Below are 14,203 nucleotides of genomic sequence, written 5' to 3' on the forward strand. Positions count from 1 at the left end.
CGTTATGGCACAGGGTTTTCAGCGCCACAAACGCGTGGCGGGCCAGATCAAGCGCGAGATCGCTGAACTGATCCGTGATTCCGGCGTGGACAGCGGGGCGAATGCGCCGTTGACCATGCTGACGGTCACGGACTGCGAGGTATCTCGTGATCTCGCCCACGCGCGCATCTTCTACAGCGTGCTCAACGCCGACGAGCAGCCGATCGCCGAGCAATGGCTCAACGAGGCGGCCGGTTTCCTGCGGGGTGAACTGGGCCATCGGATGCGCCTGCGCATCGTCCCGCAGCTGACCTTCATCTTCGACAATTCGATCGAGCAGGGCATGCAGATGGATGCCCTGATTCGGGCCGTGCGCGACAAGGATGGGGATGCCGAGGACGACGGCGCCGACGAGCATGGTGCCGATCGGAATGGGTCCGAGGAAGACGACCGGCGCTGAGCCGGTCTCGTCCGTCGTATGGCACGCAAACGTCGCGGTCGCGAGATCAATGGCATCGTCCTGTTCGACAAGCCCCTGGGCTTGAGCTCGAACCAGGCGCTGCAGCGCGTCCGCCGATTGTTCGATGCCGCCAAGGCCGGTCACACCGGCAGTCTCGATCCGGCGGCCTCCGGGCTGCTGCCGGTTTGCTTTGGTCAGGCGACGCGCATCTCCGGATTGCTGCTCGACGCCGACAAGACCTACCGGGTCACCGGTCGCTTGGGCACCAGAACCGATAGCGGCGATCTCGAGGGCGAAGTCATCGAAACCCGCGAGGTGCCGCCCATCGACAATGACGCGATGGAGGCGGTGCTAGGCCGCTTTCGCGGCCGCGTCGAGCAGGTGCCGCCGATGTACTCGGCCCTCAAGCACGAGGGAAAGCGCCTGTACGAACTGGCCCGCGAGGGCAAGACGGTCGAGCGCAAGGCGCGCACGATCGATTTCCACGAGATAACGCTCGAGGCGCTCTCGTCCACCGAGTTCACCCTGAGGGTGCACTCGAGCAAGGGCGCCTACATTCGCACGCTGGTCGAGGATATCGGCGAGGCGCTCAGCTGCGGCGCGGTGGTTGCCGAACTGCGCCGCATCGGGCTCGGCCCGTGGTCGATGGACGAGCAGACGACCTACCGGCTCGAGGACCTCGAGACGATCGCCGCCGAGGGCGGGATCGAGTCCCTCGATCGTGTTATCCTCCCGATCGATTCGGCGCTGGGCGCCTATCCGGCCGTCGTGCTGGACGCGACCAGTGTCACACCAATTCGCCATGGTCATCCGGTGTTTGTGCCCAACGCGCCACAAACCGGGTGGTTTCGACTCTATGCACCTGACGACCTCTTCCTGGGTATGGGGGAAGTGCTGGATGACGGGCGAACCGCGCCGCGACGATTGTTCGCGGCGTTGTAAGGGGCGCAAGCGCCCAAACGCATTGCGGGACGGTGGCCTTCAGGCAACAGGCTTGAACGACTGACCCGTGATGGACTTTTAAAGCTTCACCCAGGCAGATAGGAGAGTTCCCATGTCCCTGAACGAAAAGACTACCGCTGATATCGTTGCCGAGTTCGGCAAAGACGCGAACGACACCGGCTCCCCGGAAGTCCAGGTCGCGCTGCTGACCCAGCGGATCACGCACCTGACCGAGCACTTCGCGACCCACAAGCAGGATCACCACTCCCGCCGTGGCCTGCTCAAGCTGGTCAACCAGCGTCGCAAGATGCTCGACTACCTCAAGTCCAAGAGCCTCACCCGCTACCAGGACTTGATCAAGAAGCTGGGCCTGCGCAAGTAAGCGCATCCCGGTTACACGTGGGAAACTCTGCACGAATGGCATGCGGCTCTGGCCTGTCGAGCCGTTCGTGATCAAGGCGCGTCGTCGCTGGCGTGCCGGTGGCCACGTCAAGACGGCGCAACGCGGAGCACGGGCGGCTCGCCAGGCCCCGGAGGGCGCATCTTGAGCCAGACATCTGCTATGTTGTCGTCCTTGGAAAGAGGATCACTCTTTCGCGGCGGACGAACGCCTTGCATCTGCCCGGCTCAAGACGCGCAGAGCGGCATGGCATTCGTGCAGAGTTTCCCTAAACCCGTCGCATTGCGGCGGGTTTTTTGTTTGCGAGGTGGTCAGCCGATCGTCTCGCCGCCCATCGAATACATTTGATACGTCAGGAGCCAAGCGTGGCAGTGAGCAAGCAATCCTTCGAGTACGGTCAACACACCGTCACCCTGGAGACCGGCGAAATCGCGCGGCAAGCCAGCGGGGCGGTCATGGTCACCATGGGCGAGACGGTGGTGCTGGTCACCGCAGTGGTCGCGCCGACCGCGGATCCGTCCAAGGATTTCCTGCCCCTGACGATCGAGTACCAGGAAAAGTTCTACGCGGCCGGACGGGTGCCGGGCAGCTTCTTCCGCCGCGAGGGTCGCTCGACCGAGGGAGAGACCCTGGTTGCACGCCTGATCGACCGTCCGGTACGCCCGCTGTTCGCCAAGGGCTTCACCCACGAGACGCAGGTCATCGCTCAGGTGCTCTCGCTTGACCCCGAGGTCGACTCCGAGATTCCGGCCCTGATCGGCGCCTCGGCCGCCCTGTCGCTCTCGGGGGCACCGTTTGCCGGCCCGATCGGTGCCGCGCGAGTCGGGCATATTGACGGCGAGTTCGTGCTCAACCCCAGCCCGGCGCAACTGACCGAGTCACGCCTCGACTTGGTGGTTGCCGGCACGGACAAGGCCGTGCTGATGGTCGAGTCCGAGGCCGACCAGCTGCCGGAAGACGTCATGCTCGATGCGGTCATGTTCGGCCATGAGCAGATGGACGCGGCCATCGAGGCGATCGAGGCCCTCGCCGCCGAGGCCGGTCGCCCGACGATCGAATGGACCCCGCCGGCCGACAACTCGGCGCTGGCCGCCGAGATCGAGTCGGCCTTCCGCTCGGAGATCGAGTCGGCCTACCAGATCGCCGACAAGGCCGAGCGCGGTGGGCGTTTGGGGCAGTTGCGCGGCCAGATCCGAGAGCGGTTCGTCGACGAGACGGTCGAGCCGCCGGTCACCGAGAAGACGATCGATGGCCTGGTCAAGGGCATCGAGTCCGACGTGGTCCGAGGCGACATCCTCGCCGGCAAGCCGCGCATCGACGGGCGCGACACCCGTACCGTCCGACCGATCAGCATTCGCACCGGCTTTCTGCCGCGTGCCCACGGCTCGGCGCTGTTCACCCGCGGCGAGACCCAGGCGATGGTGGTCACCACGCTCGGCACCGCGCGCGACGCGCAGCTGATCGATGCAGTGGGTGGCGAGCGCAAGGAGCCGTTCCTGTTCCATTACAACTTCCCGCCGTTCTGCGTGGGCGAGACCGGCCGCTTCGGCGCACCCAAGCGTCGCGAAATCGGTCACGGCAACCTCGCTCGCCGTGGCGTGATGGCCGCCTTGCCGCCGGCCGAAGAGTTTCCTTACACCATCCGGGTCGTCTCAGAGATCACCGAGTCCAATGGTTCGTCCTCGATGGCCTCCGTCTGCGGTGCCTCGCTGGCCATGATGGATGCCGGCGTGCCGATGAAGTCGCCGGTGGCCGGCATCGCCATGGGCCTGATCAAGGAAGGCGAGCGGTTCGTCGTGCTGACCGACATCCTCGGCGACGAGGACCACCTCGGCGACATGGACTTCAAGGTTGCGGGCACGGCCGAGGGCGTGAATGCCCTGCAGATGGACATCAAGATCGAGGGCATCAACCGCGAGATCATGGAAGAGGCGTTGCGCGAGGCACGGGCCGGGCGCAGTCACATCCTCGGCTGCATGAACGAGGCGCTGGCCGAGGCCCGCACGGATCTGTCCTCGCACGCACCGCGTTTTATCACTGTGCGCATCAATCCCGAGCGCAAGGGCGACCTGATCGGCAAGGGCGGCTCGACCATCCAGGCGCTGACAAAGGAGACGGGAACCCAGATCGACATCAGCGAGGACGGGCTGGTCACCATCGCCGCGCCCAACGGCGAGGCCGCCGAAGAGGCCCGCCGCCGGGTCGAGGAACTGACCGCGGAGCTCGAGGTGGGCAAGGTCTATCACGGCAAGGTGGTGCGCGTGGTCGACTTCGGGGCGTTCGTCAACATCGCGCCGGGCAAGGACGGCTTGCTGCACATCTCCGAGATGGCCGAAGGTCGGGTGGAGAAGGTCACTGACATCGTCAACGAGGGCGACGAGGTGAACGTCAAGCTGCTCGAGGTCGATCGGCAGGGACGCCTGCGCCTGACCATGCGTTTCTCCGCATAGGTTGGCTGCGGGTATGATGGCTATCATGCCCGGAATTCGATACGTCGGGCGCCCACGAGACAAGTCGTAGCACCGTCATGGCACAACAGGCCGATCACAATCCCCCCAGCGACGAGGCGGTCCAACGGATCGTTCAGTCGGTGCGCCTCGCGCGCCAGCCGATCGTCGATGCCGATCTCAACACCATCGGGTACGAGCTGCTCTATCGGGCGGCGGATGCGGACCAGGTGGCCCGAATCGGCAATTCGAACCAGGCGACGGCGTCGACCGTACTCAACGCCCTGAGCGAGATCGGTCTCGACAGCCTGGTCGGTGGCAAGCAGGCATTCATCAACGTGCCGGGGAAGATGCTCTTCAGTGAGGTGCTGGAAGGGATCGTCGCCCCGTCGGTGGTGCTGGAGGTCCTCGAGACGATCGAGTGCGATGAGCAGACTGCCGAGGCCATCAAGCGCCTGAAGAAGGCCGGTTACCGCGTCGCCCTGGATGATTTCTCGCCCGAATTGATCGACAAGCCCTGCGTGGCCGAGTGCCATTACGTCAAGTTCGACGTGCTGGAGGTGGGGGTGGACCGGATCATTGCGGCATTGCCCGCTGCGCGCCGGGTCGGGGTCAAGGTCATCGCCGAGAAGGTCGAGGAGTGGGACGTCTACGATCGGCTGCGCGAGGCCGGGGTGGATTACTTCCAGGGGCATTTCGTCTCCCGGCCCGAGGTGGTGGTGCGGCCGACCGTGCGTGCCTCCAAGGCGAACCTGATGGGGCTGCTGATCCTGTTGCAGGACGACGAGGCCTCCATGGGCGAGATCGTCGAACGCATCAACACCGATCTGGCCTTGAGCTATCGGTTGTTGCGGCTGGTCAACTCGGCCGCCATCGGCCTGCGTCGCCAGGTCGACTCGGTCGAGGAGGCGGTGCGTCTGCTGGGGCTCAAGGCGGTGCGCAGCCTGGTCTACCTATCGGCGCTCACGGGCGTGGATGGCAAGCCGCCGGCTTTGATCCACAACACCATGATCCGGGCGCGCTTTGCCGAACTCCTGGCGGCACAAAGCCGGCTGGCGAATCCGCCGACCGCCTTCCTGGTCGGGCTGTTTTCCAATCTCGATGCCTTTTACAACCAGCCACTCGCGCAGTTGATCGAGGAGTTGCCGCTGACCGACGACATCGCGAAGGCCCTGCTGGAAGGGCAGGGAAGTCTCGGGGAATTGCTCGAGTACGTTCGCTTCTACGAGAAGGGCCAGTGGCTCGAGGCCGATGGCGAGACCGCGGTCTCCTCGCTCAACGAGGTGGCTCCGAACTGCTATCTCGATGCCGTGCGGTGGGACGAGGCATTAAGGGAGTCGCTCGGCAGCCCCTGACATTCGGCGCGCTCGCCTCCCGACAAGAAAAAAGGGCCGTGATCGTCGGATCACGGCCCTTTCTGCATCCGGATGTCCGGCCGGGTCAGAACCGGCCGATGCTCGGGTTGATATAGCTCAACAGTTCGCTGTGCTGACGGTTCATGCGCCGAATGATCTCGCGCACGCTGTGCACGATCGCGCGCATCACCTTGTATACCAGAATCGGGTGGTCGACCAGCAACGACTCGAGGTGAGCCCGGTCGAGCATCACCACGTGCGCGTCGCCGACGGCGCGCAGGGTTGCGCTGTGCGGCGTGCCGTCGAGAAAGCCCGACTCGCCCGCGAGTTGCCCGGTCTCGAGCAGGTGCAGCGTGTCGGAGAATCCGCGGCCGGTATCACGGCTGACCGCGAATCGCCCCTGGACGACGACGAACAGCGTGTTGCTGCTGTGGCCTTCCTCGAACAGTATCTCTCCGTTGGCCACCGCACGACGCGTGCATACGTTGGCGAGCAGGCGGCACTGATCATCGTTGAGTTCCTGGCCCAGCGCGGTCTGCTTGAGCTCCTCGCCGTTTACGACTTGTTTCGTCATGGTCTTTCCTGTTGCCGTTTGACGGATGGGCGTAGCCCGCGGTTCAGGGCATGGCCTTGAGCGGCTCGGCCGGGAGATTGCCCATGTCGGCGTCATCTCCGGCTTTCTCGGCGTCGTCCGCGGCCTCTTCGCTGGCGTCGTCCTCGGCCTCTTCAGCGGCATCGGTATCGTCGTCCACCTGGGCCTCATTGCCGTCGCGCTCGACCATCGACCGGACGTCGCTGGTGAGAATCTCGACATTGGCCGATTCACGCAGCTCGGCGATCATGTCGTTGATGGCATCACGCCGGGCCCGATCTTCCAGCTCCGGACGCATCTGCTCGAGTGTCGGCTGGGGCATCGGGCGGGTTTCCTCGAGCTGCACGATGTGCCAGCCAAACCGCGTCTCGATCGGGTCCTCGGCACGCTGCCCCGGCTCCAGGGAACCAACGGCCTCGGCGAACGGTTCGACCATCTGGTCGAGGGAGAACCAGCCCAGATCGCCGCCATTTTCACCCGAACCGGTGTCCTTGGAGTGCTCTTGGGCCAGCTCGCCGAAGTCGCCGCCCTCGTCGAGCTCCGCGATCAGCTCGCGGGCCGTTTCCTCGTCCTCGACCAGGATGTGCATGGCGCGGTACTGGGTCTCTTCGCCCAGGGCCTCCAGTTCGCGCTCATAAGCGGCCTCGACGTCCGCTTCGCTCAATTCCATCTCGGTCATGTAGTTCATGAGATAGGCGTTGGCGAGCTGGTTGTCGATCGCGTTCTGAACGCGCGCCTGGGTACGCGGGTCACTGTCGAGGCCCTGTTCGCGGGCGCGGTTGGCCAGCAGGCGTAGTTCGACCATGCGGCTTACCAGCCGATCCTCGGGCACCTCGGCGCCTAGATTCTCCTTCACCACCTCGAGGTTCTCGCGGTAGAGCGGTGAGCCGTTGATGCGGGCGATCACCTCGCCTCCTTCGATGGTGTCGAATGAGCCGGCCGGAGCGCTCTGCTGGCCCAGCGGGGTCTTCTCGGCGGACTGCGGGCGGTCGTCGCTGCAGCCGGTCATCGCACCGGCGCTGAGCAACAGCCCCGCGCTCAGCGCGATCGCGAGGCGGTGGCGACGGTGCGGGATGCGATCGGTGGTCGGGTTGCTATCCATGAGAGGGTCCTTTGGTTTTTTTGGTGTGGTTCGTTGTTCGTTTTGTTGGGTGGTGCCGTCTGGCACTAGCCGGTGGCACCGAAAATCGGCTTGTAGGGTCGGACGTCGACCGATGCGTAGACCCCGCCGGCGTGGAACGGGTCGGCCTCGGCCCAGGAGCGAGCCGCATCCAGGCTTTCGAAGGCCGCGACGATCAGGCTGCCTGACAGCCCCCGTTCGGGGTCGGCGGGGTCGATCGGCAGGGGGCCGGCGGTGAGGATGCGGCCCTCGCTGGTCATCGACTCGATGCGCGCACGGTGGGCGTCGCGGTGCTTTGCCCGCAGCGGGGCGCTGTCGGCCACGTCATTGGCCACGATCATAAACCATTGCATTGGCGGTGCGTCCTCTGTTGCCGTCCGGGAGCGATCAGGGGCGTTCGTCACCGTCCTGAGGGCCGGTCTCCGCCTCGACCTCGGCCGGGCGTTCGGCATACAGGCCGAGATAGAGCCCCTGCAGGATCATGAACACGAAGGTCATGCCCATCAAGCCGAACAGCTTGAAGTTGACCCAGAACGCCTCGGAAAACTGGTAGGCGACCAGGATATTGGCCAACCCCGACAACACGAAAAAACCCACCCAGGCCCAGTTGACCCGGTGCCAGATGGCCTTGGGTACCTGGATGATGTGCTCCATCATCCGCTGGACCAGCGGCTTCTTGCCGATGAACGCGCTGCCGAGGAACACCAGCGCGAACAGCCAGTTGAGGATGGTGGGCTTCCACATGATGAACAGCGGGTTGTGCAGGATCAGCGTCATGCCGCCGAACAGGACGATCAACCCGGCCGAAACCCAGTGCATCCGCTCGACCTTGCGCCACATCAGCCAGCCGGCGGCGATCTGCACCACCGAGGCCACCATGGCCACCGCGGTGGCGACATAGATACCCTCCAGGTGGTAGGCACCGAAGAACAGCAGGATGGGGAAGAAGTCGAACAGGAATTTCATCGTGTCTCGCGTAACGGTAAGGAGCCTGGAATCGAGGGCGGCAGGACGTGCCCGCGGCCGCTTGCAGTACACTAACATGGGCGTGAGGGCGCGGGGAGCGAGCCGTTTGGCGACCCGCTCCCCCAAGCCGTCAACCGGGCCCGCCGCCACTGCCATCCGACGCCACGAGGGTCAGCCATGACCAAAATGCTCGACATCCATCCCGAGACCCCCCAGCCACGCTTCGTCAAGCAGGCCGCCGACGCGATCGCCCGCGGGAAGATCGTGGTCGTACCGACCGACTCGGGCTACGCGCTTGCCTGCCGCCTGGAGGACAAGAACGCGATCGAGCGCATCGGGCAGATTCGTCGTGACGATGGCATCCACCATATGACCCTGTCGGTGCGTGATCTATCCGAACTGGGCGTCTATGCCAAGGTGGATAATGTTCAGTTTCGTTTTCTCAAGACCCACATCCCCGGTCCCTATACCTTCATTCTGCCGGCGACGCGCGAGGTCCCCAGGCGATTGCAGCACGAGAAGAAGCGCTCGATCGGCCTGCGGGTGCCTTCCCAGGTGGTCTTGCGCGCCATTCTCGAGGCCCTTGACGCGCCGATCCTGAGCGCCTCTCTGGTGATTCCGGACCTCGACGAACCACTGGACGATCCGGAGTTGTTCCCGACCGCGGTCACCAACCAGGTCGACCTGATCGCCGGCGCGGGCTTTCTCGAGCAGATCCCGGGCACGGTGCTCGACTTGACCGGCGAGGATTTCGAGGTCCAGCGCGAAGGGCTCGGCGGCGTGCCGCCCGAACTGGCGGACTGAGCCGGGCGTGCTGGAGCTCTCGTTCCTGCAGAAGATCGCGATCGGCATCCTGCCGATCCTGTTGGCGGTGACCGTGCACGAGGCGGCGCACGGTTATGTCGCCAACGCGCTGGGCGATCCCACCGCCAAGCGTGCCGGGCGACTGACACTCAACCCGCTCCCCCACATCGACTGGCTGGGCACGCTCGTCGTGCCGCTGCTGATGTACCTGTTCACGCCGTTCGTGTTCGGCTGGGCCAAGCCGGTACCGATCAATGCCGCCCGGCTGCGCAACCCGCGTCGCGGCATGTTCCTGGTGGCGGCGGCCGGCCCCGGGGTCAATATTCTGATGGCGCTCGGCTGGGCGCTGGTTACCGTGCTGGCGTTGAAGGGGCTCGACGGCGGTATGCGTTTCGCCGAAGCGTTGGCCCTGATGGGGCAGGTGGGGATCTTCATCAACCTGATACTGGCCGTGTTCAACCTGCTGCCCATCCTGCCGCTCGACGGTGGACGGATGCTGGTGGCCGTGCTGCCGGCGAGCTGGGGCGACCGGTTGTCACGCCTCGAGGCGTGGGGGTTGCCGATCGTGGTAGTGCTGCTGGTCAGCGGGGTGCTCTCGGCGATCCTGCTGCCGATCATGGGCACGTTGCTCGGCTGGTTCAATGCGTTGATCCATGTCTTCTGAAGGTCACATGTCGCAAACGGATTCGCGTCGCTGGCCGGATGCCACGCCGCGTGTTTCCGGGCAGCCACTCGAACAGCTGCCGCTGGATCTCTACATTCCGGCGGATGCGCTGGCCATCTGGCTGGAGCAGTTCGAGGGGCCGCTGGATCTCTTGCTCTACCTGATCCGCAAGCACAACATCGACATCCTCGAGATCCCGGTCGCACGGGTGACCGAGCAGTACCTCGAGTACCTCGCCCTGATGAAGTCGATGGCGATCGAACTGGCCGCCGAATACCTGCTGATGGCCGCGTGGCTGGCCGAGATCAAGTCGCGCATGCTCCTGCCGCCCGAGCCGCGCGAGGACGACGAGGAGGAACCGCTCGATCCGCGCGCCGAGCTGGTCGAGCGCCTGCTCGAGTACGAGCGCACCACCCGGGCCGCCGGTCTCCTCGACGAACAGCCTCGCCGCGGGCGCGACTGGTTCGCGCTGTCGGTCGAGCCGCCCGAGCAGCTGCCCGCGCCAGCGGTGCCGGCCGATCTTGCCGGGCTGATCGCGGCGATGAACGGCCTGCTGCGCGAGGGCAGCGTGCGTCGTGCCCACCACGTACGCGCCGAGGGGCTTTCCATTCGACAGCGCATGACCGATATCCTCGATGCCCTGGCCGACCGGAGGAGTTGTGAGCTGGCCGAGGTGTTCCGGCCCGAGGAGGGGCGGATGGGCGTGGCCGTGACCACCGTGGCGGTGCTGGAACTCTCCCGCACCCACGCACTCGACTGGTCGCAGGAACAGCCCTTCGGCCCCGTGACCCTGTTTCGCCTGGCCGGCTCGCCCACCGAACCGACCGTTGAGGAGGAAATGCCCCGATGACCGACAAGGTGCCACCCTCGATGCCCACCGACCGACGTGCATCCTCGGGCAGCGAGCCGCCCGAGGGGCTGGTCGAACTGGTCGAGGCCCTGTTGCTGACGGTTGACGAGCCGCTGTCGCTGGAGGCGCTGGGCGCCATGGTGGGTCAGGAGACCGCCCCGGAACTGCTCGAGGCGACGCTGACTCGCGTGGCCGCCCGGTGGGAATCGCATCGCTTCATCGAGCTGGCCTCCCGCGAGGTCAGTGGTCGTCGCGTCTGGCACCTGGTGGCCACCGCCGCCGTCGCCCCGTACCTTAAGGCGGGTGACCCCGGACGGGTGCCCAAGCTCAGCCGCGCGGCGCTGGAGACGCTGGCATTGATCGCCTGGCGCCAGCCGATCACCCGTGGCGAGATCGAGGCAGCCCGCGGGGTGGCGGTCAATCCACAGATCCTCAAGCAACTGGTCGAACGGGGCTGGGTGCGGAGCCTGGGCGTCAAGGACAGCCCGGGACGGCCCGAGATGCTGGGGACCACGCGCGAGTTTCTTAGTGACTTCGGCCTGAATTCGCTGGCGGAACTGCCGGATTTCGAGCGTTTCGCCGGCCAGGACGACATCGACGTGTGATGGGAGGTTTTCCAATGAACATTGGCGCGCCGGTTGTCACATCGTTACCGACAGGGAGAGGTCATGACCCAGCATTCCGCCGATGAAATCCGCAGTCTCGATCAGCTGATCCAGGAGGCGCGTGCCCTGCCGCCGGCCCCGACGGCCGTGGTCGGGGCCGACGAGGTGCATATCATCGAGGCGGCGCGTCACGCGGCCGACGCCGGGCTGATCGAACCGGTGCTGATCGGCCGGGGCGCGCGCATCGAGGCGCTCATGGCCGAGCAAGGCGTGAGCTTCCCGGTCATCGATGCGCCCGGTCCGGAACAGGCCGCCCGAGCAGCGGTCGATGCGGTCGAGTCCGGCCGGGTGAGTCTGCTGATGAAGGGGGCGATCCACAGCGACGTGTTCCTGCGGCCGATCATCCGCGAACTGCGGCGCGGCCCGCGCATCTCGCACGTGTTCATGGCCGAGATGGCCAGCTATCACAAGCTCCTGTTCATTACCGACGCGGCGATCAATATCCAGCCGGACGTGCGCGCCAAGGCCGAGATCCTGCAGAATGCGGTCAACCTGACCTGGTGGTTGGGCAACCAGCGCGCGCGGGTGGCGGCCCTGTCGGCGATCGAGATGGTCAACCCGGCCATTCCCTCGACCCTGGATGCCGCCTGCCTGGCCAAGATGGGCGAGCGCGGCCAGATCGCGCATGCGCAGATCGACGGGCCGTTGGCCTTCGACACGGCGATCTCGGGCGAGTCGGCGCGCATCAAGGGCCTGATCAGTCCCGTGGCGGGCCACGCCGACATCCTGTTGGTTCCGGATCTGGTCTCAGGCAATATCCTCTACAAGGACCTCGAGTACCTGGCCGGGGCGCGGTTTGCCGGCATCGTGCTGGGCGCCTGCGTGCCGGTGGTGCTCACCTCGCGGGCCGATCCCGAACAGGTGCGGATCGCCTCGCTGGCTCTGGCACGCGTAGCCGCCCATCGCCAGGCGCAGGTCGACCCGCTGCCGCCGTTCGAGGCCGGCAGTTGTGGCCATCTGCCGCATTGAGGCAGGGCCGATGTCGGTCCAGACCATTGCCGCCAGAGCCCAAGGAACTCTGGGCCACCGACCTCGATCCCATCCGTTTCAACGTTTTCACGACGTCTAAGACCGTACAGCCGAAGGATTCTCTATTCATGCCATTGCACGAACTTGCCGGCCAGACCGCGCCCCGTGACTTTCTCGTCGACGTGCCACGTCTGATCAGTGCCTATTACCAGGGCGAACCGCTGGTGGAGGACCCGTCGCAACGCATTTCCTTCGGTACCTCGGGCCATCGCGGCTCGAGCTTGACCGGCTCGTTCAACGAGGCCCACATTGCCGCGGTGACCGCCGCGCTGGTCGAGTACCGCCGCAGCCAGGGGATCGACGGGCCGATCCTGATCGGTTTCGACACGCATGCGCTGGCCTGGCCGGCGTTCATGACTTGCATCGAGGTGCTAGCGGCCGCCGGTGTGCCGTTTCGCTATCAGCACGACAATGCCCCCACCCCCACGCCGGTAATTTCCCAGGCGATCATTGCGGCCAACCGGCAACGTGGCCAGGGTGGAGCGCGTTGTGACGGCATCATCCTGACGCCCTCGCACAACCCGCCGGGTGACGGCGGCTTCAAGTACAACCCGCCCCATGGTGGCCCGGCGGATACCGAGGCCACCGGCTGGATCGAGCGTCGTGCCAACGAGTTGCTGGCGGACTGGCAGGCCATCTCCCGTCAGCCATTCGACCGCGCGATCAAGGGCGATGCCGCCCACGGCGTCGATTTCATCCGTCCCTACGTCGAGGCACTCGACACGGTGGTGGACATGCAGGCGATTGCCCGTGCCGGCGTGTCGATCGGCGTCGATCCGATGGGTGGGGCGGGGCTGCCATACTGGGAGCCGATCGCCGAGCATTACGGCCTCGACCTGACCGTCGTCAATCGCCAGATCGAGCCCGATTTCCGGTTCATTCCGCTGGACCACGACGGCAAGATCCGCATGGACTGCTCCTCGCCGTACGCGATGGCGGACTTGCTCAAGATCAAGGACCGCTTCGATGTGGCCTTCGGTAACGACACCGATGCCGACCGTCACGGCATCGTCAGCCCCGAAGGCGGGTTGATCAATCCCAACCACTTCCTGTCGGTTGCGATCGACTACCTGTTCGGCCAGCGACCCGACTGGCGAGGTGATCTCAAGGTGGGCAAGACGATCGTGTCGAGCTCGATGATCGATCGTGTCGCCGGCGGACTGGGGCGCGAAGTCTATGAAACGCCGGTGGGCATCAAGTGGTTCCAGCCGGGCCTGACCGACGGCTGGTTGGGCTTCGGTGGCGAGGAATCGGCCGGGGCGACCTTCCTGGCCCGTAACGGCGAGGTCTGGAATACCGACAAGGACGGGTTGACCATGGGGCTGTTGGCCGCCGAGATCCTCGCGGTGACTGGGGAGGATGTCTGGGCGCGCTTCAATCGCCTGATCGATCAGTATGGTCAGCCGTTCTACGCCCGTCGCGATGCCGGCCTGAGCGTCGAGCAGAAGGAGCGCTTCAAGGCACTTGACCCGAACAGCCTTGCGATCGACACCCTGGCCGGCGAGACGGTCACCGGTATCCGCACCCGGGCCCCCGGTAACGACGCGCCGATCGGTGGGCTCAAGGTGGAGACGGCCAACGGCTGGTTCGCCGCGCGCCCCTCCGGGACCGAACCGATCTACAAGATCTACGCCGAGAGCTTCCGTGACCCGGGCCACCTCGAGGAAATCTTCGCCCAGGCCGAGCAGGTGGTCGGTGACGCGCTAAACGGGTAAGAACCCGGGCGTCCCATGGACGTGAGGCGGCCAAGCCGCTATCATGCCGCCCTTGCCTGGTGAGGCCTCCTCACCAAGAACGCGCCCGTAGCTCAGCTGGATAGAGTGTCGGCCTCCGAAGCCGAAGGTCACAGGTTCGAATCCTGTCGGGCGCACCAGATACGGCGACTTGCCTGTCGCCAAGAAAAACGCCCCCGCGAGCGCTGCTCCGGGGG

General features: G+C 65.5%; 16 protein-coding genes and 1 tRNA gene. 13 read left to right on the forward strand and 4 right to left on the reverse strand.

The genetic code is table 11. The annotated features are described in order from the left end of the window. Nucleotides 1-4 precede the first annotated feature (4 nt). The 6 genes from rbfA (at nucleotide 5) to VWP12_RS05545 (ending at nucleotide 5,583) form a co-directional block, all read left to right on the forward strand. The gene (gene rbfA / locus VWP12_RS05520; protein ID WP_410473310.1) at nucleotides 5-439 is read left to right on the forward strand and encodes a 30S ribosome-binding factor RbfA; all 435 of its coding nucleotides are present in this window, start codon (nucleotides 5-7) and stop codon (nucleotides 437-439) included. Nucleotides 440-457: 18 nt separating this feature from the next. Continuing rightward, the gene (gene truB / locus VWP12_RS05525; RefSeq protein WP_410473311.1) at nucleotides 458-1,381 is read left to right on the forward strand and encodes a tRNA pseudouridine(55) synthase TruB; all 924 of its coding nucleotides are present in this window, start codon (nucleotides 458-460) and stop codon (nucleotides 1,379-1,381) included. 112 nt (nucleotides 1,382-1,493) lie between these two features. Continuing rightward, the gene (gene rpsO / locus VWP12_RS05530; protein ID WP_125198320.1) at nucleotides 1,494-1,763 is read left to right on the forward strand and encodes a 30S ribosomal protein S15; all 270 of its coding nucleotides are present in this window, start codon (nucleotides 1,494-1,496) and stop codon (nucleotides 1,761-1,763) included. 40 nt (nucleotides 1,764-1,803) lie between these two features. Continuing rightward, the gene (locus tag VWP12_RS05535) at nucleotides 1,804-1,929 is read left to right on the forward strand and encodes a hypothetical protein (RefSeq protein ID WP_410473312.1); all 126 of its coding nucleotides are present in this window, start codon (nucleotides 1,804-1,806) and stop codon (nucleotides 1,927-1,929) included. 223 nt (nucleotides 1,930-2,152) lie between these two features. Next, nucleotides 2,153-4,231 (forward strand): polyribonucleotide nucleotidyltransferase, encoded by a 2,079-nt coding sequence (gene pnp / locus VWP12_RS05540; RefSeq protein ID WP_410473313.1) that lies wholly within the window; start codon nucleotides 2,153-2,155, stop codon nucleotides 4,229-4,231. Between the two features lie 77 nt (nucleotides 4,232-4,308). Beyond that, nucleotides 4,309-5,583, forward strand: coding sequence for an EAL and HDOD domain-containing protein (locus tag VWP12_RS05545; RefSeq protein WP_125198322.1), 1,275 nt, complete (start codon nucleotides 4,309-4,311; stop codon nucleotides 5,581-5,583). An 85-nt stretch (nucleotides 5,584-5,668) separates the two neighbouring features. On the opposite strand, the gene VWP12_RS05550 is transcribed toward VWP12_RS05545, so the two are convergent. The 4 genes from VWP12_RS05550 to VWP12_RS05565 all read right to left on the reverse strand — a co-directional run bounded on the left by VWP12_RS05550 (nucleotide 5,669) and on the right by VWP12_RS05565 (nucleotide 8,261). Then, entirely contained in the window at nucleotides 5,669-6,157 is a 489-nt protein-coding gene (locus VWP12_RS05550; protein ID WP_158611727.1) for a Crp/Fnr family transcriptional regulator, read from the reverse strand. Between the two features lie 43 nt (nucleotides 6,158-6,200). Next, on the reverse strand, nucleotides 6,201-7,277 hold the full coding sequence (locus tag VWP12_RS05555; protein WP_125198324.1) for a peptidylprolyl isomerase: 1,077 nt from the start codon (nucleotides 7,275-7,277) through the stop codon (nucleotides 6,201-6,203). Between the two features lie 65 nt (nucleotides 7,278-7,342). After that, a complete protein-coding gene (locus VWP12_RS05560; RefSeq protein ID WP_410473314.1) occupies nucleotides 7,343-7,648 on the reverse strand; it encodes a YciI family protein in 306 nt (101 codons plus the stop codon). Nucleotides 7,649-7,682: 34 nt separating this feature from the next. Next, a complete protein-coding gene (locus tag VWP12_RS05565) occupies nucleotides 7,683-8,261 on the reverse strand; it encodes a septation protein A (RefSeq protein WP_410473315.1) in 579 nt (192 codons plus the stop codon). A gap of 186 nt (nucleotides 8,262-8,447) precedes the next feature. Here VWP12_RS05565 and VWP12_RS05570 point away from each other — a divergent pair, with 186 nt between their 5' ends. The 7 genes from VWP12_RS05570 to VWP12_RS05600 all read left to right on the forward strand — a co-directional run bounded on the left by VWP12_RS05570 (nucleotide 8,448) and on the right by VWP12_RS05600 (nucleotide 14,146). Next, the gene (locus tag VWP12_RS05570; RefSeq protein WP_204742132.1) at nucleotides 8,448-9,065 is read left to right on the forward strand and encodes an L-threonylcarbamoyladenylate synthase; all 618 of its coding nucleotides are present in this window, start codon (nucleotides 8,448-8,450) and stop codon (nucleotides 9,063-9,065) included. 7 nt (nucleotides 9,066-9,072) lie between these two features. After that, complete coding sequence (locus VWP12_RS05575; RefSeq protein ID WP_410473316.1) at nucleotides 9,073-9,729, forward strand: site-2 protease family protein; 657 nt, start codon at nucleotides 9,073-9,075, stop codon at nucleotides 9,727-9,729. Nucleotides 9,730-9,736: 7 nt separating this feature from the next. Beyond that, on the forward strand, nucleotides 9,737-10,579 hold the full coding sequence (locus VWP12_RS05580; protein ID WP_410473317.1) for a segregation and condensation protein A: 843 nt from the start codon (nucleotides 9,737-9,739) through the stop codon (nucleotides 10,577-10,579). Next, the gene (gene scpB / locus VWP12_RS05585; protein WP_410473318.1) at nucleotides 10,576-11,184 is read left to right on the forward strand and encodes an SMC-Scp complex subunit ScpB; all 609 of its coding nucleotides are present in this window, start codon (nucleotides 10,576-10,578) and stop codon (nucleotides 11,182-11,184) included. Before VWP12_RS05580 ends, scpB begins: the two co-directional genes overlap by 4 nt. Nucleotides 11,185-11,247: 63 nt before the next feature. Beyond that, on the forward strand, nucleotides 11,248-12,213 hold the full coding sequence (locus VWP12_RS05590) for a bifunctional enoyl-CoA hydratase/phosphate acetyltransferase (protein ID WP_410473319.1): 966 nt from the start codon (nucleotides 11,248-11,250) through the stop codon (nucleotides 12,211-12,213). Nucleotides 12,214-12,341: 128 nt separating this feature from the next. Continuing rightward, nucleotides 12,342-13,988: a phosphoglucomutase (alpha-D-glucose-1,6-bisphosphate-dependent) gene (gene pgm / locus VWP12_RS05595; protein ID WP_410473320.1), complete on the forward strand. Its 1,647-nt coding sequence runs from the start codon at nucleotides 12,342-12,344 to the stop codon at nucleotides 13,986-13,988. An 81-nt stretch (nucleotides 13,989-14,069) separates the two neighbouring features. Then, nucleotides 14,070-14,146: transfer RNA gene (locus VWP12_RS05600), tRNA-Arg, on the forward strand. Nucleotides 14,147-14,203 lie beyond the last annotated feature (57 nt).

It is taken from the genome of Guyparkeria sp. TX1 (genome assembly GCF_046523965.1).
Classification (GTDB): domain Bacteria; phylum Pseudomonadota; class Gammaproteobacteria; order Halothiobacillales; family Halothiobacillaceae; genus Guyparkeria.

Coding starts and splice junctions, on each gene's coding strand:
- VWP12_RS05560 (WP_410473314.1), bottom strand. CDS start 7,648: ATGCAATGGTTTATGATCGTGGCCAATGACGTGGCCGACAGCGCCCCG.
- VWP12_RS05580 (WP_410473317.1), top strand. CDS start 9,737: ATGTCGCAAACGGATTCGCGTCGCTGGCCGGATGCCACGCCGCGTGTT.
- scpB (WP_410473318.1), top strand. CDS start 10,576: ATGACCGACAAGGTGCCACCCTCGATGCCCACCGACCGACGTGCATCC.
- rpsO (WP_125198320.1), top strand. CDS start 1,494: ATGTCCCTGAACGAAAAGACTACCGCTGATATCGTTGCCGAGTTCGGC.
- VWP12_RS05550 (WP_158611727.1), bottom strand. CDS start 6,157: ATGACGAAACAAGTCGTAAACGGCGAGGAGCTCAAGCAGACCGCGCTG.
- rbfA (WP_410473310.1), top strand. CDS start 5: ATGGCACAGGGTTTTCAGCGCCACAAACGCGTGGCGGGCCAGATCAAG.
- pgm (WP_410473320.1), top strand. CDS start 12,342: ATGCCATTGCACGAACTTGCCGGCCAGACCGCGCCCCGTGACTTTCTC.
- VWP12_RS05590 (WP_410473319.1), top strand. CDS start 11,248: ATGACCCAGCATTCCGCCGATGAAATCCGCAGTCTCGATCAGCTGATC.
- VWP12_RS05555 (WP_125198324.1), bottom strand. CDS start 7,277: ATGGATAGCAACCCGACCACCGATCGCATCCCGCACCGTCGCCACCGC.
- VWP12_RS05545 (WP_125198322.1), top strand. CDS start 4,309: ATGGCACAACAGGCCGATCACAATCCCCCCAGCGACGAGGCGGTCCAA.
- truB (WP_410473311.1), top strand. CDS start 458: ATGGCACGCAAACGTCGCGGTCGCGAGATCAATGGCATCGTCCTGTTC.
- VWP12_RS05565 (WP_410473315.1), bottom strand. CDS start 8,261: ATGAAATTCCTGTTCGACTTCTTCCCCATCCTGCTGTTCTTCGGTGCC.
- VWP12_RS05535 (WP_410473312.1), top strand. CDS start 1,804: ATGCGGCTCTGGCCTGTCGAGCCGTTCGTGATCAAGGCGCGTCGTCGC.
- VWP12_RS05570 (WP_204742132.1), top strand. CDS start 8,448: ATGCTCGACATCCATCCCGAGACCCCCCAGCCACGCTTCGTCAAGCAG.